Here is an 18,649-nt window from a genome sequence, read left to right as displayed (position 1 = left end):
ATGCTCAAGGCCCCCGGACCGATCCCCGACGGCGCGATGCGCATCGTCCCGCTGGGCGGCCTGGGCGAGGTCGGTCGCAACATGACCGTCTACGAGGTCGACGGCAAGCTGCTCATCATCGACTGCGGCGTGCTGTTCCCCGAGGAGGACCAGCCCGGCGTCGACCTCATCCTGCCCGACTTCAGCTACATCGAGGACCGGCTCGACGACGTCGTCGCCATGGTCCTGACCCACGGCCATGAGGACCACATCGGTGGCGTGCCCTACCTGCTGCGTCTGCGGCCCGACATCCCACTCGTGGGCTCCGAGCTGACCCTGGCCTTCGTCGACGCCAAGCTCAAGGAGCACCGGATCCGACCGGTCCTGCGGGTCGTGACCGAGCACGAGGAGGTCGCCTACGGCCCCTTCGAGCTGGAGTTCGTCGCCGTCAACCACTCGATCCCCGACGCCATGGCGGTGTTCGTCCGCACGCAGGCGGGCAACGTCTTGGCCACCGGCGACTTCAAGATGGACTCCCTGCCCATCGACGGGCGGATCACCGACCTGCGATCCTTCGCCCGCTTCGGGGAGGAGGGCGTCGACCTGTTCTGCGTGGACTCCACCAACGCCGAGGTCCCGGGGATGGTGGGCCACGAGAACGAGATCGGTCAGGTCCTCGACACCGTCTTCGCCGAGTCCGACCAGCAGATCATCGTCGCCTCCTTCGCCAGCCACGTCCACCGTGTCCAGCAGGTCCTCGACGCGGCCTCCTACCATGGCCGACGGGTGGCCCTCATCGGTCGGTCGATGGTGCGCAACATGGGCATCGCGGCCGAGCGCGGCTACCTCAAGGTGCCCGACGGCGTCCTCATCGACGCCCGGGACATCACCTCCCTGCCCGTCGACGAGCGCGTCCTCATGGTCACCGGCTCCCAGGGCGAGCCGATGGCGGCCCTGTCGCGCATGGCGCACGGGGAGCACCGCTCGGTCACCGTCGAGCCGGGGGACACGGTCATCTTCGCCTCCTCCCTCATCCCCGGCAACGAGAACTCCGTCTTCCGCGTCATCAACCAGCTCATGCGCCTGGGCGCGCGCGTGGTCCACCAGGGCAACGCCAAGGTCCACGTCTCGGGGCACGCCTCCTCCGAGGAGCTCCTCCACGTCTACAACATCGTCCAGCCGGCCAATGTCATGCCCATCCACGGCGAGATCCGGCACCTCGTGGCCAACGGGGCCCTGGCGGTCAAGACCGGCATCGCCCCCAAGCGCGTCGTGCTGTGTGAGGACGGCGTCGTCGTCGACCTCCTTGACGGGCTGGCCTCCATCGCCGGCTCGGTGCCCTGCGGCTACGTCTACGTCGACGGCTCCTCGGTCGGGGAGATCGACGAGGCCGAGCTCAAGGACCGGCGCATCTTGGCCGAGGAGGGCTTCGTGTCCATCTACGCGGTGGTCGAGACCAAGACCGAGACCATCCTGGCGGGCCCCGACATCCAGGCCCGGGGAGTGGCCGAGGACGACTCCGTCTTCGACGAGATCCTGCCTGAGGTGACCACCGCGCTGTCCGAGGCGATGTCGACCGGCAAGGCCGACGCCCACTCCCTCCAGCAGGTCATGCGCCGCACCGTGGGCCGGTGGATCGGGCGCAGGCTGCGCCGCCGCCCGATGATCGTCCCCGTGGTCATCGAGGCCTGAGGTCACCCCGGGTCCCGTCATGCGCAGACCAGCGTGCTTCATCTCCACCGGCTCGGTCCTCATCGACCTGCCCCTGCACGTCAGCCACGTGCCGCACTCGGGCAGGGCGGTGACGGCCACCTCCACCGGCCCGGCCGTCGGGGGCGGCTTCACGGTCGTGTCGGCCGTCGCCCGTCAGGGCCTGCCGGCGGCGCTGGCCGCTACCCTGGGGACCGGGCCCAACTCGGCGCTCGTGCGCGCCGCGATGATGCACGACGGCGTCGAGCTGCTCGTCGAGGAGCTCGTCGGCGACATCGGCACCTGCACGACGCTGATCGAGACCGGCGGACGGCGCACCTTCATCACCACCGAGGGCGTCGAGGCCGAGCCGCAGCTCGAGGACCTCAACCGCCTCGAGCTGCAGGAGGGGGACTGGGTCTACGCCACCGGCTACGACCTGGTCCACCCGACCAGCTCGGCGGTGCTCCTGTCCTGGCTGCTCGAGCTGCCTGAGGGCGTGGGCCTCGTCATCGACCTGGGGCCCGTCGAGCCCGACCTTCCCGATGAGGTCCTTGTGCCCCTGCTGGCCCGTACGACGCTGCTGACCGGCAACCATCTCGAAATGACCCGGCTCGTCGCGCGCCTGGGCAGTCCCGGGGCACTGCGCCAGGCCTGTCCGCGCGCGCTCATCGTGCGCCGCACCGGCGTCCACGGCTGCGAGCTGTGGCCGGTCGGCTCCGAGCGGATCGAGGTCCCGGGCTTCGCCCGCGAGGTCGTCGACACCACGGGTGCGGGGGACACCCACACCGGCGTGCTCGTCTCCGGTCTCATGGACGGGCTCGACGTCGTCGCGGCGGCCAGGCGCGCCAACGCGGCGGCCGGTGAGGCGGTGGCCCGGATCGGTCCGGCCCGTTCCCCGCGCCGCGACGAGATCGACGCGCTCATCGCCCAGCACGACGCGACGCAGTGACGACGTGACGCACGACCGCACCCCGGCGGCGGCGTGGCAGTGGCGGCGCGACGCCCCCTGCGGCTAGCGTCGTGAGCACCATGGCCAGATCCAGCTCTTCGACATCCGGACCCTCCGCCCGCGGCGCAGGCCGATCCGGCGCGCCCAGGACCCAGCAGCGGCCCGCCCAGCCCGCTGCCGCGGGAAGTCGCTACCGGCGCACCGGCTGGGCCTTCGTCATCCTCGCCCTCGCAGTGGTCACCGGGCTGCGCGAGTGGTTCGGGGTCTCCGGCGCCGCCGGCGGCTTCCTCCACCACATCGCCGCCGGGCCCGTCGGGGTGCTCGGGCTCGTCGTCCCCCTGCTCCTGGGGGCTCTGGGCGTGGCGATGCTGCGGGTGCGCTCCCTGGGGCGGATCCACGCCCGGATCTCGGTGGGGGTCCTCGGGGTGCTCACCGGGGTGACCGGCATCATCCAGGTCACCTCCGGCAACCCCTCCCTGTCCTACGGCATCGCCCCGCTCGAGGCGGCCGGCGGCCTGCTGGGCTGGGTAGTTGGGTACCCGCTGGCGGTCCTGTTCGGCCCCGTGGCAGCCGTCATCCTGTTCCTCCTGCTCATCGCCTTCTCCTCCCTCGTGATCTCGGGCAAGACGGTCACCGACATCCGCGACCTGCTGGCCGAGCGCCGTGGCGGCGACCAGGACGGGCAGGCCGGGGAGGGCGACTCCCTGGCCACGCGCACCCTGTCACGGGTGCGCCGGGGCCTGGGGGGACGCCAGGAGGAGGACGTCACCGACACCTCGGTCCTGGAGGGCTACGACGGCGACGAGCCCTTCCGCTCGGCCCTGGCCACCGAGAGCCGACCGCGCGGCAGTGGCCGGCGCCGTCGCACGGCCAAGCCGGACACCTCGGTCATGCCCGTCCAGGACGACGCGGCGCCCCTGGGCGACGACGTCTCGGAGACCTCCGTGCTACCCGACCCCGTAGCGTCGGTGCCGGTCGATCCCGAGCGGGACGATCCCCCCTCCGTGCGCCCGCGACCGGGCGGTGGGCGGCCGCCGGCCTCACGGCCCGTTCCGCCCACCGAGCCCGACGCGGTCACCGAGGAGACGCCCTCGCTCGACGAGCCCGACCTGGCCGACCAGATCGCCATGTCGGCGATGTCGCTGCCCGACGGCACGACCTACTCCCTGCCGGAGGACTCCCTCCTCGAGCCCGGGCCGGGGCACGCCACCCGCACGGAGGCCAATGACACGATCGTCTCCACCCTCCAGCGGGTCTTCGCCGACTTCAACGTCGAGGCCACGGTCACCGGCTACACCCGGGGGCCGCAGGTCACCCGCTACGAGGTCCACCTGGGACGCGGCGTCAACGTCTCACGGGTCACCAGCCAGGAGAAGAACATCGCCTACGCGGTGGGCAGCGACGAGATCCGCCTCCTGACCCCCATCCCCGGCAAGAGCGCCATCGGAGTCGAGATCCCCAACGCCGACAGGGAGATGGTCAAGCTCGGCGACGTCCTGCGCTCCCAGGCCGCCAAGAAGCAGGCGCACCCCCTGGTCGTGGGACTGGGCAAGAACGTCGAGGGCGACTACGTCGTGACCAACCTGGCCAAGACCCCCCACATGCTCGTGGCCGGTCAGACCGGCTCCGGCAAGTCCTCCTTCGTCAACTCGATGATCGCCTCGATCATGATGCGCGCCACCCCCGAGGACGTTCGCATGGTGCTCATCGACCCCAAGCGGGTCGAGCTGACGATCTACGAGGGCATCCCCCACCTCATCACCCCCATCATCACCAGCCCCAAGAAGGCCGCCGAGGCACTCGAGTGGGTCGTGCGGGAGATGGACGCCCGCTACGACGACCTGGCCTCCTTCGGCTACAAGCACATCGACGACTTCAACGCCGCGGTGCGGGCGGGTGCGGTCGAGCCGCTGCCGGGCTCCCAGCGGGTCATCGCGCCCTACCCCTACCTGCTGGTCGTCGTCGACGAGCTCGCCGACCTCATGATGACCGCCCCCAAGGACGTCGAGGCCTCGATCCAGCGGATCACCCAGCTGGCCCGCGCCGCGGGCATCCACCTCGTCCTGGCCACCCAGCGGCCGGTTGCCCAGGTCGTCACCGGGCTCATCAAGTCCAACGTGCCCTCCCGTCTGGCCTTCGCCACCGCCTCCCAGCTCGACTCGCGCGTCATCCTCGACCAGAACGGGGCCGAGACCCTCACCGGCCAGGGAGACGCCCTCTACCTGGGGCCTGGCGCCTCGACACCGGTGCGCGTCCAGGGCTCCTGGGTGACCGAGAGCGAGATCCGTGCCGTCGTCGCGCACGTCAAGGCCCAGCTGACCCCGGAGTACCGTGAGGACGTCGTCGTCCCGGAGGTCAAGAAGCAGATCGATGAGGAGATCGGCGACGACATGGACCTGCTCCTGCAGGCCGCCGAGCTCATCATCACCAGCCAGTTCGGCTCGACCTCGATGCTCCAGCGCAAGCTGCGCGTCGGCTTCGCCAAGGCCGGGCGCCTCATGGACCTGCTGGAGTCGCGCGAGGTGGTCGGCCCCTCCGAGGGCTCCAAGGCGCGCGATGTCCTGGTCGCCCCCGAGCAGCTCGAGGAGACCCTGGCCTGGATCCGCGGGGACGGGGCGGCCCCGGGCTCGGCCGACGAGGCCCCCGAGGACGACGGCCAGGACCCGGACGGCGTGACGGCCACCTCGGTCCTGCCCGCCGACCGCTACAGCGAGGACCCGGTGCGCACCTCCGCAGAACCGTCCGCCCCGTGGGAGGACGACTCGGCGGGCCCCGACTCCGAGGACGCCTGGAGCCTGACGGGCCGCGGCGAGTCCTGGTGAGAGCGGCCGGGGCGTTGGGCGGCGCTCAGCGGCGCGGCCTGACCACCGGAGGCTCACCGGTGGGCACCGGGGGCAGCTCGGAGTAGGTCTCGGTCGGCAGTGCCGCGGTGACCGTCTCCCAGCGCAGGGCGATCTCCTCGGCGGACAGCGTCACGCCCTCGGGCACCTCGCCGCGGGCCAGGGCGGCCAGGTCCAGGACCTGGTGCCCGCCGTCGAGGTCCATGGTGAAGGGGTGCCAGTGCAGGGCGTCGACGCTGACGGACCGCGTGCCGTCGGGGGAGTCCGAGACGGTCACATCCACCCACACGAAGGTGCCGATCCCGGCCATGACAGCGCCCTGCTCGGCCGACTGGTTGGAGATGAAGTTGCCCGCCGAGTACGACACCCACATGCCCCGGCCCCCGGGGCCGCCCGGGACGAGCTCGTTGGGCTGGGGCACGTGCGGGTGGGCCCCGAAGAGCACGTCGACCTCCCCGGTGGCAGCGATCTCGGCGGCGTACTGGCGCTGCTCGGCCGCGGGCTCGACGGAGTACTCCGGGCCCAGCTGGGAGTGCAGCACGACGATGTCCGCCCCTGCGTCCCGGGCGGCCCGGGCCTGCTCGGCCACCCAGGCGACGTCGTTGTGGGCGACCGCCCACCCGGTGTGGTCGACGAAGCCGTTGAGGCTGTAGGTCGTCGAGAGCTGGGCCACCGTCACCGTGCGCCCCTGGCGGGTCAGCTCATAGAGTTGGTAGGGCGTGGCCGCCTCCCGCTCATCGCGGCTGGTGCCGGCGAAGCCCAGGCCGTTGGCCTCCAGGGTATCGGCGGTCGTGAGGACCCCGTCGAGCCCCTGGTCCCAGGCGTGGTTGGAGGCCGTGGCGCACCCGTCCCAGCCGGTGGCGGCCAGCGCGGTCACGACTCCCGGGAGGGTGCCGAAGACCGGGTAGCCGGAGGCGACGCCGTCGGGGGACACGGGCACCTCCATACCGCACAGGGCCAGGTCCGCACCGGAGAACCACGGCTGTGCGCCGGTGATGAGCGGGCCGATGTCCCCCTGCCCGCCTGCGGTGTCCTCCATGACGGGCATGTGCATGAGCACGTCGCCGGCGTAGCCGATGGTCAGGTGAATGTCGGCGGCCTGGGTCGGGGAGGGCTGCGGCTGGGCGGCCGAGGCGGTGCTCCCCGGCGAGGGCGCGGGGCTCGCAGCCTGTCGGGAGTCGGCCAGGGTCAGTCCGAGGGCGACCACGCAGACGACGGCCATCGCCGCCGCCCCCACGGCAATGGCCCGGGTGCGTCCCGCGGGCCGGCGGTGGTGCGGTCCGTGGCCGTGCCGTGGCCAGTGGCGAGCGTGCATGGGCTCAGGCTAGGTGCCGAGGGCACCGGCGTCTCGCGCCTGCCGGGGTGAGTCCTGCCCATCCCCATGGTGCCGACGGCGCGCCGTCGGCCGGGCCCTCAGCTCCGGCCGCGCAGGGCGAGGGCCGCAAGCGCCTCGTGCGGGGCCGCCGCCCCGTCGGGGGAGGTCGGTGTGCCGTCCGGGGCGGGGCCGAGGTCGGCCAGCAGCTCGGCGAAGGTGGCCGACCCGGGCCCGGAGCCCTCCGTGTGCCCGTGAGCCATGAGCGCGGTGGAGACCATCAGCTTGATGCGGTTGAGTTGGTTGACCTCGCTGGCGCCCGGCTCGTAGTCGACCGCCACGATGTTGGCCTGCGGGTATCGACGGCGCATCTCGCGGAACATGCCCTTGCCGACCACGTGGTGGGGCAGGCAGGCGAAGGGCTGGCAGTACACGATGTTGGGCACCCCGTGCTCGATCAGCTCGATCATCTCGGCGGTGAGCAGCCACCCCTCGCCGGCCTGGTTGCCCAGGGACACGACCTGGGAGGCCTTGTCGGCCATGACATCAATGGGGGACTCGACGTCGAACTTGCCGCCGCAGGCCGCCAGCGCCGCCAGCGCGGGTGCCTGGACCTGCTCGATGAGCCAGACCGCCGCCTTCTTCATGCGCACGCTGCGCGCGCCCACCCCGTAGGTCTCGAGGTTCCACTGCGCGGTGACCAGGCCATTGAGCAGGAAGGCGGTCAGACCCGGGACGGCGGCCTCACAGCCCTCGGCCTCGGTGAGGTCGATGACGTGGTTGTTGGCCTCGGGCTGGAACTTCACGAGGATCTCGCCGACCACGCCGACCCGGGGCCGGCGGGGAGCGTCGCTCAGGGGCAGGGCGTCGAACTCGCGGACCATCTCGCGCACGAGCCTGCGGTAACCGATCCGCCCGCCCCAGGTGGCCGAGTGCCCGCCGTGCTCGAAGAACTCGCAGGTGATGGCGTTCCACCGCTCGTACAGGGCGGCGGCCGCGCCCTCCTGGGCCTCGTCCTGACGCTCCTCGGGGGCCGTTGGCCACGGGGCGCGCGCGACCGCGGCCCGCGCGTGGCGCTCGGTGAAGGCCCGGCGCTCGGCGTCGTCGGCGAACAGGGGGCGCATCCGCGAGGTGCCCAGCTCCAAGGACTTGCGGGTGGCCAACCGGGTGCCCAGCTCATCGAGGGTCACGCTGTCACCCGTGGCCAGCAGGGCGGCCCCGATGGCCACGTAGAGCTGGGCGTCGGACGGGCAGCTGAAGGCCTCGACCTGATCGGCCAGGCTGCGTTCGAAGGCCGCCCGCAGCTCGGGCAGGAAGTGCAGCGGGCCGCCCAGGAACATGACGTGCCCGCGGATCGGGCGGCCACAGGCCAGGCCGGCGATGGTCTGGGTGACCACCGCCTGGAGCACGGAGGCCGCCAGGTCGGCCGGCTCGGCCCCCTGGTTGATGAGCGGCTGGAGGTCGGACTTGGCGAAGACCCCGCAGCGCGAGGCGATCGGGTACAGGCTCCGGTGGCGCGAGGCCAGGTCGTTGAGCCCGGCCGAGCTGCGCCGGCCCGTCCCGGGGAGTCCATCATCTAGGCTGGGCCCGATGAACGACTCTCCTCCCGATGCGCCGGCTCAGGCCCCGTTGCTCAACATTGCCAACGTCCTGACCGTGCTTCGGCTCGTGCTCGTGCCGGTGTTCATCTGGCTCATGGTGCTGCCCGGGGACCCCGCGCGGCTGGCGGCGACCGCGGTCTTCGTGCTCGCCGCGCTGACGGACCGGCTCGATGGGCAGCTCGCCCGGTCGCGCAACCTGGTCACCGACTTCGGCAAGATCGCCGACCCGATCGCCGACAAGGCGCTGACCCTGTCGGCATTCATCATGCTCTCCGCCGATGGGCGCCTGTGGTGGTGGGTGACGGTGGTCATCCTCGTGCGCGAGCTCGGGATCACGGTCATGCGCTTCTTCATGTTGCGCCGTGCGGTCATGGCGGCCTCCCGCGGCGGCAAGCTCAAGACCGTCCTGCAGATGGCGGGACTCATCGGCCTGCTCATGCCCTGGACGACGGTTCTGCCCCGGGTCCTGGGCGACGCTCTGACGGCCCTGGCCTACGCGGCCGTCGGGGCGGCCCTTGTCGTCACCGTGGTCACCGGGGTCGATTACGTCCGCCAGGCGCTGTTGATCTCCCGGCGGGGCGCCGACGGGCAGGAGGCCCGATGAGCGCCGCGGGCACGGGCGCCGCCCGGGACGGGCGGGCCGGGCAGGACGACGGCGTCGGCACCCAGGCCCAGGCCGCGCGCTTCCTGCTGTCAACGGCTCAGGAGCGAGGGCTGACCATCGCGGTGGCCGAGTCTCTGACCGGCGGTCAGGTCGCATCGACCCTTGTCGGCGTGCCCGGCGCCTCGGCCGTCGTGGTCGGCGCCGTGGTCGCCTACGCCACCCGGATCAAGGGCGAGCTGTTGGGAGTCGACCCCGAGCGGCTCGAGACCGTTGGGCCGGTCGACGCCGAGGTCGCCTCCCAGATGGCGCGCGGCGTCGCCCACCTGATGGGGGCCGACATCGGCTTGGCCACCACCGGTGTCGCGGGTCCCGGCGCGGCCGACGGGCACAAGCCGGGGACGGCGCATATCGCGGTCTTCTCCCCGTGGGGCATGATCGGTCGTGAGCTCCACCTGCCCGGGGACCGCGAGCAGGTCCGCCGAGGGGCGACGGTGGCGGTGCTGGCCCTGGCGGTCGCCCTCATCGACGCCGCCGGCGGAGACCCCGTGCAGGACGAGGGTGGACCCTTGGGCCAGTCCTTGGGCTAGACTGACTGCCCTCTCAGCCTTCTTTCAGGATCGGCGTTCAGGATCGATCCACGCCGCGGCGGTGAGTGCCGTCGCGGGAATGAAACTCAGCAGTGAATGGTTGTGCCACACGATGAACAACGCGACTCACCCCCGCCCCACCCGCTCCTCCCGCCCGGCCGGCCGGGCGCCCATGCGTGCGGCCTCGGTCGCAGGGTCCGGTGCCGCAGTGGAAACCACCAGCAAGCACGAGACCGTTCTTCTGCGCCGTGAGATCGGTGAGGTCCTGCGCTCGGTGCGTCAGCACCAGGGCCGGACCCTGCGGGAGGTCTCCAGCCAGGCCCGCGTGTCCCTTGGATACCTCTCCGAGGTCGAGCGCGGGCAGAAGGAGGCCTCCTCCGAGCTGCTGGCCTCGATCTGCCAGGCGCTGGACGCGCCCCTGTCGGCCGTGCTGCGCGAGGTCTCGGACCGCATCGCCCTGACCGAGGGCGTCGTCGTCCCAGACACCGTTCCCGACGAGCTGATCCGTCAGCAGGGAGCCGCGCTGCGCTGAGGCCCGGACGCAACCATCGAATCGAAAGGCCCTGGGCCCCGTCGCGGGCCCGGGGCCTTCGTGTGCCACAGTTGCCCCATGAGGCACTCGGAGTTCTGGCACGCCGTCGACGAGGTCTTCGGCCCCGCCTACGGGCGCTCCCTGACACAGGACCTCGTGCTGCCCGCTCTGGGCTCCACATGCGTCGAGGCGCTCGAGGCAGGGGTGGCGCCCGGCGAGGTCTGGCACGCCCTGTGCGATGAGACCGAGGTCGGTGACGCCGACCGTTGGGTCCATCGCGCAGACGGCCGCGGGCCGGCGCGGCGGGCGCGGGACGCAGGGTTGTGAGCGCCCGGGTCGCGCAGCGCGGCCGGTCGACACGCCGCGCCCCCGACTGTTCTTCGAACACATGTTCGTCTACTGTGCTCCACAGGCGACGCTCGCGCACCCCGCGCCCACAGGGCTCGACACGGTGCCGCGATACGTGTCAGTGGTCAGGCATAGCGTCGTCTGCGAGCCCCGGTGAGGGGACCTCGCCCCCGAGGACCAGCCATGCCCGCCGCGGCCGAGAGCCGCCCGAGAAACGAGGTAGACGATGCCCGCCGCCACCCAGACCCAGGACCGTTCCAAGGCCCTGGCCACCGCCCTCGCCCAGATCGACAAGTCCTTCGGCAAGGGCTCGGTCATGCGCCTGGGAGATGACACCCGCCCGCCGGTCGAGGTCATCCCCACCGGCTCGACCGCCCTCGACGTCGCCCTGGGTATCGGAGGCCTGCCCCGCGGCCGGATCGTCGAGGTCTACGGCCCCGAGTCCTCGGGCAAGACCACCGTTGCGCTCCACGCCGTGGCCAACGCCCAGAAGGCCGGCGGGAACGCCGCCTTCATCGACGCCGAGCACGCCCTGGACCCGGTCTACGCCAAGGCGCTGGGCGTCGACATCGACAACCTCCTCGTCTCCCAGCCCGACACCGGCGAGCAGGCCCTCGAGATCGCGGACATGCTCATCCGGTCCGGAGGGCTGGACATCATCGTTATCGACTCGGTGGCCGCCCTCGTGCCCAAGGCCGAGATCGAGGGGGAGATGGGCGACTCCCATGTCGGCCTCCAGGCCCGCCTCATGAGCCAGGCCCTGCGCAAGATCACCGGAGCCCTGTCGGCCACCGGCACGACCGCCATCTTCATCAACCAGCTGCGTGAGAAGATCGGCGTGTTCTTCGGCAGCCCGGAGACCACCACCGGCGGCAAGGCCCTGAAGTTCTACGCCTCGGTGCGCATCGATGTGCGCCGCATCCAGACCCTCAAGGACGGTGACCAGCCCGTCGGCAACCGGACCAAGGCCAAGGTCGTCAAGAACAAGATGGCCCCGCCCTTCAAGCAGGCCGAGTTCGACATCCTCTACGGACAGGGAATCTCCCGCGAGGGGGGCCTGCTCGACCTCGGTGTCGACAACGACGTCATCCGCAAGTCCGGGGCCTGGTACACCTACGGCTCGGACCAGCTCGGGCAGGGCAAGGAGAACGCCCGTCAGTTCCTCAAGGACAACCCCGAGCTGGCCGACGAGATCGAGAACAAGATCCTGGCCGCACTGGGCATCGGTGAGCCGGGACGCCGGGCCAGGCAGGAGGCCCAGGAAGCGGCCGCCGCCCAGGAGGCCGCTGCCCGGGCCGCGCAGGAGACTCCGGCGCCGAAGTCGGGCAAGGCGGCCAGGAGCCGGACCGACGCGGCGGCCTCCGGCGCCGTCAAGTCGGCCAAGGGCCGGGCCAAGAAGACGGCTCCCGTCGAGGACATCTTCGGCGAGGACGCCGGCGGCTTCTGATGCCCTGGCTCACCCCCGACGCCCACGCCGAGCAGGTCGAGGCGGCCCGTGAGATCGTGCTGCGCCGCCTCGACCGCTGCCCGGCGCCACGGGCCGCCCTGGCCGAGCTCCTCGAGCGCCGGGAGGTCGACCCCCGGATCGCCCAGGAGGTCCTTGACCGGCTGGAGGCCGTGGGCATCATCGACGACGCCTCCTACGCGGCGGCCCTGGCACGCACCCGCTTCACCCTCAAGGGCTCGGCCCGCCGGGCCATCGCCGCCGAGCTGCGGCTCAAGGGCGTGGGGGAGGAGCACATCACCGCCGCCCTGGACCAGATCGATGGCGCGGGCGAGCAGGATGCCGCCCTCGCCCTGGCGCGCCGGAGGCTCGCCGCGACACGGGGGATGGACCTCGAGGTCAGGCGCCGCCGGACGCTGGCCCACCTCGGCCGCAAGGGCTACGACGCGCAGGTCGCGGCCCAGGCCTTCGACCGTGCCCTGGCCGAGGAGCCGTGAGCCCCTGTGAGTCGCCGTCAGCGGGGCATGGGTCGGGCCGGTGAGACCCGGGTCAGTCCTGGGGGAGCAGGTCGCGGTAGTCGAAGGCGTTGACGACGGTTGTGCCGGCCTGGGTCAAGGTGGTGTCGATGATGCGGTCGGATAGGACCCGGACCTGCTTGAAGCGTCCCAGCGGGCGCGCCTCGGAGCGGTCGGCGGGCACGAGCCAGGCCACCTCCGGACCATCCTCGGGCGCGGCGTGGAGCAGGAGGCTGCCATCGGAGAACCCGCCCATGATGCTGGCGCTCGGTGAGGGCGCCAGCGCCTCGAGGCACTCGACGGTCCCGTCCTGGAGACTGACCCGGGACAGGCCCAGGTAGGCCTCCGTCGCCCCGGCCCGGGGTGCTCCGGCCAACGTGTTGTCCAGGCTGCACCCGCCCGCGTCGAGCTCGGTGGACACCCCCTGCCGGTCCACGAGCCACAGCCTGGTGGCGTCGGTGACCGCGATCCGGTCCGGGCCCAGGGCGGTCTGGGGACTGTTCGACGTCATTCCGGAGACGACCTCGGTGGCACCCAGGTGGAGCGAGGAGGTGCCGTCGGCGGCATTGACGGTGAACAGGGGTGAGCCCGCCCACTGGCCGACCTCCCGGGGGTCCGCCGCCACCGGGGTCAGCTCCGGCCAGGAGACCGTCACCATCGTCCGCTCGGAGCTGAGGTAGGTCAGTCCCGGCGAGTCGCCCTGGGCGTCGGTGTGCATGGCGCCGATGAGGTGGCCCTGGGAGCGCGAGGCAGTCGCCTGGAGCGCGATCGCCTCCGACCTGACGTCCTGGGCGCCCTGCTCCCCGGTGGCCAGGTCGAACCAGGTCAGTCCACTGGCCATGAGGCTGGTCGGACGCAGGATGATCGTCGAGCCCGGCGTGTCCGGGTCGGGGGCGGAGAACCACAGGGCCACGACGCCCAGACCCGGGTCCTGGCTCAGCTCGAGGGACAGACCGGTGGTGTCGACCTCCACGGGGACCGTGGCCGTCCACGCCTCGGTGCCGTCCCACAGGATGCGGTGCACGACGAGGTCGGCCCCCCAGGAACGGCGCGGTTCGACGTAGGTCACGCCCTCCTCATCGAAGACGACGGCATGGTGCTCGGCCTCGATGCTCATCGTCGCCATGGTCAGGCCGGCCTGCTCCATGCTCGTGTTGTTGGCGATGGGGGTCACGGTGCCGAACAGGTCGCGCTCCGCCGTCGCCGAGGCCGTTGCCGCGCCGGAGCTGGTGTCCGAGGAGCAGGCCGTCAGCACCAGGGCCGCCGCCATGGCCAACGCGGCACGACTGCGAAGGATGTGGGACACGGTGGTCCTCCTTGAAGGGAAGGGGAATCGGGGCGCCACGCGCTCGCAACCGGCATTCTAGGCACAGTGTCCGGGCTGGCCGACGCAGCCTCCGGCACCCTCCCGGTGGGCTCGCCCCCATGACCGATGCCCCGCACGTGGCCGCAGGACCGACCCCGACCAACCCGATCACCCCGGCCGCCCCGACCACAACGGCCACAACGGCCACCGGGCCGGGGAGCGCGGAGGTCGACCTCGCCGCGCTGGCCGCGCGCGCCGGCTTCGGCCACCTGGCCGTCGTTGTGGCCAAGACGCCCCTGTCGCTGTCCCACGACCCGGCGCTGACCGGCTCCCCGACGGGGTGGCGCCTGCCCGTGCGCGAGGTACGCCTGGCCGCCGGCGCGGGCTACGTCTACGCCATCTGCGGTTCGGTGTCGACTATGCCGGGCCTGCCGAGCCGCCCGGCGGCCGAGCGCATCGACGTCGACCCCACCACCGGCGAGATCACCGGACTGCGCTGAGCCCGGCCTGTGACGCGAACCATGGCCTGGGCCCTACGTCCCGGGTCCTGTCGAGGTGAGGTCGCCCTTAGATTGAGCGCATGAGACCTTCGCCCGCCATCGCCCTGCCGACCGCTGGACTGCTGGCCGTCGGCACCGCACTGCTCCTGGCCTCCCGCAGGCCTCGTCGCGACGTGCCCCGGGTGGGCGCCGAGGCCGGGCGGAGCCGTCCGCCCCGCGTCATCATCGCCGGAGGCGGGTACGTCGGGTTCTGCGCGGCACGGGCGCTGCGGGCCCGCCTGGACACCGACCAGGTCGAGATCGCCGTCGTCGACCCCCGGCCCTACATGACCTATCAGCCCTTTCTGCCCGAGGTCGCGGCCGGATCCATCCAGCCCCGTCACGTCATCGCCTCCCACCGGCGCTCACTGGGGGGCGTGACCATCCTGACCGGCTCGATTCAGGCGATCGACCACGCCCACCGCACCGTCACCGTCGCGCCGCCGGTGCCGGAGTCGACCCGCGAGGCCGCCGAGCCCTACGAACTGACCTACGACCACCTCGTCCTGGCCCTGGGCGCCGAGGCCCGCACCCTGCCGATTCCCGGCCTGGCCGAGCAGGCCATGGGCTTTAAGCAGGTGGAGGAGGCCCTGGCCCTGCACAACCGCGTCCTGTCGCGCATCGAGGACGCCGCCTCGACCTGGGACGCCCAGCTCCGCACGCGCCTGCTCACCTTCGTGTTCGTCGGCGGCGGCTTCGCCGGGGTCGAGGCCATCGCCGAGCTCGAGGACATGGCGCGCGCCGCCGTGGCCCCCATTCCCAGCATCGAGCAGGATGACCTGCGCTTCATCCTGGTGGAGGGCTCGCGGCGGATCCTGCCCGAGCTGACCGAGGAGTTGTCCGGCTACGGCCTCGAGCAGTTGCGTGAGCGCGGCATCGAGGTGCGTCTCAACACCTTCCTCACCTCCTGCGTCGACGGCCACGTCGTGCTGTCCGACGGCAGCGAGCTCGATGCCGACACGATCGTGTGGACCGCCGGCGTCAAGGCGGCCCCGGTCCTGGCCGAGTCGGACCTGCCGGTCGAGGAGCGCGGGCGCGTCACGACGCTGGCCACCCTCCAGGTCGCCCGCGACGGCGTCGTCGTCGAGGGCGCCTGGGCCGCCGGGGACTGCGCGGCCGTTCCCGACCTGACCAGCCCCGACCCGGGCGCCACCTGCGCGCCCACCGCCCAGCACGCGGTCCGCCAGGCCCGGGTCCTGGCCGACAACCTCGTGACCGTCCTGACCGCCGCCACCGGCTCGGGCGCGATCCCGGGGGAGGAGCTGCGCTCCTACGAGCACGAGAACCTGGGGACGGTGGCCTCCCTGGGCATCGGCAAGGGGGTGGCGCGGATCATGGGGCACAACCTGCGCGGCTTCGCCGCCTGGACCGCCCACCGCGGCTACCACGTCTACGCAATGCCCACCGTCAACCGCAAGGTGCGGATCATGATGGACTGGTTCGCCGCCGTCGTCTTCCGCCGCGACCTGGCGACCTTCGGCTCCGTGGCCCAGCCGGGCGCCGCCTTCGCCCGTGCCGCGCAGAACGACGCCCGTATCGCCTCGCGCCGCCGGCAGCGCTGAGCGGGGCGGCGCCCCGTGGCGCCGTGCTCAGTGCTCGCCGACAGTCTCGGTCCACCGCGTGACGGCCAGGGCCGCGGCGCCACGCGCCCACTCGTCGAACTCGAAGGGGCGCAGGACGACGGGGGCGGGGCGGGCCGCCCAGTGCCGGAGCCTGGCGACCTGCTCGTCGAAGGCGTCGCGGTGGGCCTCGACCACGGCCACCCCCTCTCCGGAGACGATCGTCAGCTCGGGCTCGAGGAAGGCGATGAGCGTGCCCACCAGGACCCCGGTGGCGCCCGCCGCCCGTCGCAGCACGTCCCTGACCTCGGGCAGGGCGCCCAGCGCGGGCCCCAGGGCCTCGGCCAGGTCCACCTCGCGGCCCAGGCGCTGGGCGAGGGCGGCCGATATCCCCGAGGTCGAGGCCACCGCCCTGGCGCAGCCGACGTGCCCGGCCTCGCAGGCCGGCCCGTCCGTGGCGACCGGCAGGTGCCCCACGCTTCCGGCGGCGCCGCGCGCCCCGGAGACGACCTCGCCGCCCACGACGATCCCGCAGCCGATGCCGGCGCCCAGGGTGACCAGGGCGAAGGGGTCCTTGTCCCGGCCCGCCCCGAACAGGGCCTCGGCGTAGGCGAAGGCGCGCACGTCGTTGGCCACCGTGCACGGCACGCCGGTGGTGGCCGAGACGAGATCGGCCAGTGCCACGTCCCGCCATCCCAGGAAGGCGGCCACCTTGACCAGCCGGTGGCTGACCACGGCCCCGCCCAGGGAGATCCCGATCCCGTCGACACCGCGGCGCGCCTGCCCCGATAGACGCCCCATGACCGCGCCAATGAGCGCGACCACCGCCTCGACGTCGGTGCGCATCAGCGGCGGGCTCTCCTGGGCGAGCACTGTGCCGAGGGGGTCGGCCAGGACCGCGTAGAGGCGGTCCTCGGTCAGCTTGACCCCCAGGAAGGCCGCCCGCCGGGTGACGATGGCCAGGGTCCGCGTCGGCCTGCCCGGCCCTGTGCGCTCCTGGGGCGGGCGCTCGGCCACGGCGCCGGCCTTGAGCAGCGGTCGCACGACCCGGGTGACTGTCGGCGGGGACATCCCCAGCCTCTGCCCGAGCTCGGCACGACTCATCGGTCCGGCCGCCACGAGCGCGACCAGCACCTGGGAGCCCGGGCTCCGCCTGCTGCCCGGCACAGGCGCCCACCCCCTTCCGCTGTCGTCGTTGGGGCCGGGCGCGTTGCGGGGCGCCCGACCGATTGCGGGAAAAGCCTTGCATAGGTGCCATCCCTCGGTTATTTTCATCTTACAAGAAAAGGCGCCCGCCTGATCTCCCCTGGAAGGACAATGATGACCACCCACCTGCGCACCGCGGACACCTCCGTCGTCGTCGACCTCCTGCCCGACCGGTTCCCCGTCGTGCGGCACTGGGGGCCCGACCTCGGCGAGGTCGACGGGCAGGCACTGGCCGACATCCGGCGCGCGGCGACCACGAGCCTGGGCACGAACGCCCACTGGATCACCAACGACCTGCCCCTGCTGCCCCTGGCCCACCTGGGGTGGCTCGCCCGCCCCGCGGTCCAGCTCGCCCGCACCGACTCCACGGCCTTCTCCCCGCACCCGGGCCGGGTCGAGCACGTCACCGAGGTCGAGCAGGGGCCGGGCGGCACCGCCCACATTGTGCGCTCGACCGGCACGGACGCCGCCAACCGCCTCACCCTGGGCACCGAGCTGCGCCTGGAGCCCTCGGGGCTGGTGCGGCTGCGCGCCTGGGTGCGCGACGACCGCCCGCAGGGCCAGGGCGGGGCCGACATCGTCGTCGGCGAGATCACCCCCGTGCTGCCCGTGCCCGAGGCCGCCGAGGAGCTGGTCGACATGAGCGGGCACCACTGCCTGGAGCGCCGGCTCCACCGCACGGCCTTCACCCCCGGCACCCGCCTGCGCGAGTCCTGGGAGGGCAGGCCCGGCCACGACGCCGCCACCTGGCTGGCCGCCGGCGCCCGCGGCTTCGGCTGGCGCAGCGGCATCGTCCACGCCGTCCACCCGGCCTGGTCGGGCAACACTCGCCACCTGGCCCTCAACACCGCCTCGGGGCGCAAGCTCCTGGGGGCAGGCGAGCTGCTCCTGCCCGGGGAGGTCGTGCTCGCCGCCGGCCAGACCTACACCTCGCCGTGGGCCGTCTTCTCCTGGGGCGATGGCCTGGACGCCCTGGCCCACCGCAGTCACGCGTGGCTGCGCTCCCTGCCCTCCCACCCCTCCCGTCCCCGACCGGTGCTGCTCAACACCTGGGAGGCGGTCTACTTCAACCACGACCTCGAGACCCTCAAGGCGCTGGCCGACGCCGCCGCCGAGGTCGGCATCGAGCGCTTCGTGCTCGACGACGGCTGGTTCGGGTCCCGCCGGGACGACACCTCCGGCCTGGGCGACTGGCAGGTCTCCTCCGAGGTGTGGCCGCAGGGCCTGGGCCCGATCGTCGACCACGTCCACTCCCTGGGCATGGAGTTCGGCCTGTGGTTCGAGCCCGAGATGATCAACCTCGACTCCGAGCTCGCCCGCGCCCACCCCGACTGGGTCCTGTCCGACGCCGCGGGGGGCGCCCCCGAGCACCGCTCTCAACGGGTCCTCGACCTGACCGCCCCCGGAGCGTGGGACTACCTGCTCGAGGCCATCTCCTCCCTCGTGGCGGCCCACGACATCGCCTACCTCAAGTGGGACCACAACTCCCCGCTCCTGGCCACCGGCCACATGACCGAGGCGCCGGTGGCCGGCCGCCCCGGGGCCGGCGCCGTCCACGACCAGACCCTGGCCCTCTACCGCCTCCTGGACGCCCTGCACGAGCGCTTCCCCGCCCTGGAGATCGAGTCCTGCGCCG

General features: G+C 72.6%; 16 protein-coding genes. 12 read left to right on the top strand and 4 right to left on the bottom strand.

What is annotated here, in order from left to right:
* Positions 1-36: 36 nt before the first annotated feature.
* The 3 genes from Q4C85_RS06275 (at position 37) to Q4C85_RS06265 (ending at position 5,442) form a co-directional block, all read left to right on the top strand.
* Positions 37-1,671 carry a ribonuclease J gene (locus Q4C85_RS06275; RefSeq protein WP_303140731.1) on the top strand — a complete coding sequence of 545 codons (1,635 nt, stop codon included), beginning with the start codon at positions 37-39 and terminating at the stop codon, positions 1,669-1,671.
* Between the two features lie 19 nt (positions 1,672-1,690).
* Positions 1,691-2,620: a PfkB family carbohydrate kinase gene (locus Q4C85_RS06270; protein ID WP_303140669.1), complete on the top strand. Its 930-nt coding sequence runs from the start codon at positions 1,691-1,693 to the stop codon at positions 2,618-2,620.
* Between the two features lie 80 nt (positions 2,621-2,700).
* Positions 2,701-5,442, top strand: a complete 2,742-nt coding sequence (locus Q4C85_RS06265; RefSeq protein ID WP_303140668.1) for a DNA translocase FtsK — start codon at positions 2,701-2,703, stop codon at positions 5,440-5,442.
* Positions 5,443-5,467: 25 nt separating this feature from the next.
* Here Q4C85_RS06265 and Q4C85_RS06260 read toward each other — a convergent pair whose 3' ends face one another.
* Positions 5,468-6,775: a CapA family protein gene (locus tag Q4C85_RS06260; RefSeq protein ID WP_303140667.1), complete on the bottom strand. Its 1,308-nt coding sequence runs from the start codon at positions 6,773-6,775 to the stop codon at positions 5,468-5,470.
* A gap of 98 nt (positions 6,776-6,873) precedes the next feature.
* A complete protein-coding gene (locus Q4C85_RS06255) occupies positions 6,874-8,181 on the bottom strand; it encodes a hypothetical protein (RefSeq protein ID WP_303140665.1) in 1,308 nt (435 codons plus the stop codon).
* Positions 8,182-8,362: 181 nt separating this feature from the next.
* On the opposite strand from Q4C85_RS06255, the gene pgsA reads away from it, so the two are divergent.
* The 6 genes from pgsA (at position 8,363) to Q4C85_RS06225 (ending at position 12,385) form a co-directional block, all read left to right on the top strand.
* On the top strand, positions 8,363-8,977 hold the full coding sequence (gene pgsA / locus Q4C85_RS06250) for a CDP-diacylglycerol--glycerol-3-phosphate 3-phosphatidyltransferase (RefSeq protein WP_303140663.1): 615 nt from the start codon (positions 8,363-8,365) through the stop codon (positions 8,975-8,977).
* Entirely contained in the window at positions 8,974-9,564 is a 591-nt protein-coding gene (locus tag Q4C85_RS06245) for a CinA family protein (RefSeq protein WP_303140662.1), read from the top strand. Before pgsA ends, Q4C85_RS06245 begins: the two co-directional genes overlap by 4 nt.
* A gap of 112 nt (positions 9,565-9,676) precedes the next feature.
* Positions 9,677-10,096 (top strand): helix-turn-helix domain-containing protein, encoded by a 420-nt coding sequence (locus Q4C85_RS06240; protein ID WP_368501421.1) that lies wholly within the window; start codon positions 9,677-9,679, stop codon positions 10,094-10,096.
* A gap of 78 nt (positions 10,097-10,174) precedes the next feature.
* Positions 10,175-10,423 (top strand): DUF3046 domain-containing protein, encoded by a 249-nt coding sequence (locus Q4C85_RS06235; protein WP_303140661.1) that lies wholly within the window; start codon positions 10,175-10,177, stop codon positions 10,421-10,423.
* Between the two features lie 247 nt (positions 10,424-10,670).
* Positions 10,671-11,891 carry a recombinase RecA gene (gene recA / locus Q4C85_RS06230; protein ID WP_303140660.1) on the top strand — a complete coding sequence of 407 codons (1,221 nt, stop codon included), beginning with the start codon at positions 10,671-10,673 and terminating at the stop codon, positions 11,889-11,891.
* Entirely contained in the window at positions 11,891-12,385 is a 495-nt protein-coding gene (locus Q4C85_RS06225) for a regulatory protein RecX (RefSeq protein ID WP_303140658.1), read from the top strand. Before recA ends, Q4C85_RS06225 begins: the two co-directional genes overlap by 1 nt.
* 52 nt (positions 12,386-12,437) lie before the next feature.
* Here Q4C85_RS06225 and Q4C85_RS06220 read toward each other — a convergent pair whose 3' ends face one another.
* Entirely contained in the window at positions 12,438-13,709 is a 1,272-nt protein-coding gene (locus Q4C85_RS06220; protein WP_303140657.1) for a hypothetical protein, read from the bottom strand.
* 119 nt (positions 13,710-13,828) lie between these two features.
* Here Q4C85_RS06220 and Q4C85_RS06215 point away from each other — a divergent pair, with 119 nt between their 5' ends.
* Together Q4C85_RS06215 and Q4C85_RS06210 are read left to right on the top strand one after the other, a co-directional pair.
* A complete protein-coding gene (locus tag Q4C85_RS06215; protein ID WP_303140656.1) occupies positions 13,829-14,209 on the top strand; it encodes a formate--tetrahydrofolate ligase in 381 nt (126 codons plus the stop codon).
* Positions 14,210-14,289: 80 nt separating this feature from the next.
* Positions 14,290-15,810, top strand: coding sequence for an NAD(P)/FAD-dependent oxidoreductase (locus tag Q4C85_RS06210; RefSeq protein WP_303140655.1), 1,521 nt, complete (start codon positions 14,290-14,292; stop codon positions 15,808-15,810).
* Positions 15,811-15,837: 27 nt separating this feature from the next.
* Here Q4C85_RS06210 and Q4C85_RS06205 read toward each other — a convergent pair whose 3' ends face one another.
* Entirely contained in the window at positions 15,838-16,941 is a 1,104-nt protein-coding gene (locus Q4C85_RS06205; protein WP_368501422.1) for an ROK family protein, read from the bottom strand.
* Between the two features lie 186 nt (positions 16,942-17,127).
* Between Q4C85_RS06205 and Q4C85_RS06200 the strand changes: the two genes are divergently transcribed.
* Positions 17,128-18,649, top strand: a 1,522-nt coding sequence (locus Q4C85_RS06200) for an alpha-galactosidase (protein ID WP_303140651.1), incomplete at its 3' end; no start/stop codon positions are given.

Origin of the sequence: Actinomyces sp., assembly GCF_030524025.1 — a bacterium.
Classification (GTDB): domain Bacteria; phylum Actinomycetota; class Actinomycetes; order Actinomycetales; family Actinomycetaceae; genus Actinomyces.
Note: the sequence above shows the minus strand (reverse complement) of the source record. Positions and strands in the feature narration are given on the sequence as shown.

Excerpts from the sequence above, each read along its gene's own strand:
- Q4C85_RS06275 (WP_303140731.1), top strand. The coding sequence starts at position 37 with ATGCGCATCGTCCCGCTGGGCGGCCTGGGCGAGGTCGGTCGCAACATG.
- Q4C85_RS06270 (WP_303140669.1), top strand. The coding sequence starts at position 1,691 with ATGCGCAGACCAGCGTGCTTCATCTCCACCGGCTCGGTCCTCATCGAC.
- Q4C85_RS06265 (WP_303140668.1), top strand. The coding sequence starts at position 2,701 with ATGGCCAGATCCAGCTCTTCGACATCCGGACCCTCCGCCCGCGGCGCA.
- Q4C85_RS06260 (WP_303140667.1), bottom strand. The coding sequence starts at position 6,775 with ATGCACGCTCGCCACTGGCCACGGCACGGCCACGGACCGCACCACCGC.
- pgsA (WP_303140663.1), top strand. The coding sequence starts at position 8,363 with ATGAACGACTCTCCTCCCGATGCGCCGGCTCAGGCCCCGTTGCTCAAC.
- Q4C85_RS06245 (WP_303140662.1), top strand. The coding sequence starts at position 8,974 with ATGAGCGCCGCGGGCACGGGCGCCGCCCGGGACGGGCGGGCCGGGCAG.
- Q4C85_RS06240 (WP_368501421.1), top strand. The coding sequence starts at position 9,677 with ATGAACAACGCGACTCACCCCCGCCCCACCCGCTCCTCCCGCCCGGCC.
- Q4C85_RS06235 (WP_303140661.1), top strand. The coding sequence starts at position 10,175 with ATGAGGCACTCGGAGTTCTGGCACGCCGTCGACGAGGTCTTCGGCCCC.
- recA (WP_303140660.1), top strand. The coding sequence starts at position 10,671 with ATGCCCGCCGCCACCCAGACCCAGGACCGTTCCAAGGCCCTGGCCACC.
- Q4C85_RS06225 (WP_303140658.1), top strand. The coding sequence starts at position 11,891 with ATGCCCTGGCTCACCCCCGACGCCCACGCCGAGCAGGTCGAGGCGGCC.
- Q4C85_RS06215 (WP_303140656.1), top strand. The coding sequence starts at position 13,829 with ATGACCGATGCCCCGCACGTGGCCGCAGGACCGACCCCGACCAACCCG.
- Q4C85_RS06210 (WP_303140655.1), top strand. The coding sequence starts at position 14,290 with ATGAGACCTTCGCCCGCCATCGCCCTGCCGACCGCTGGACTGCTGGCC.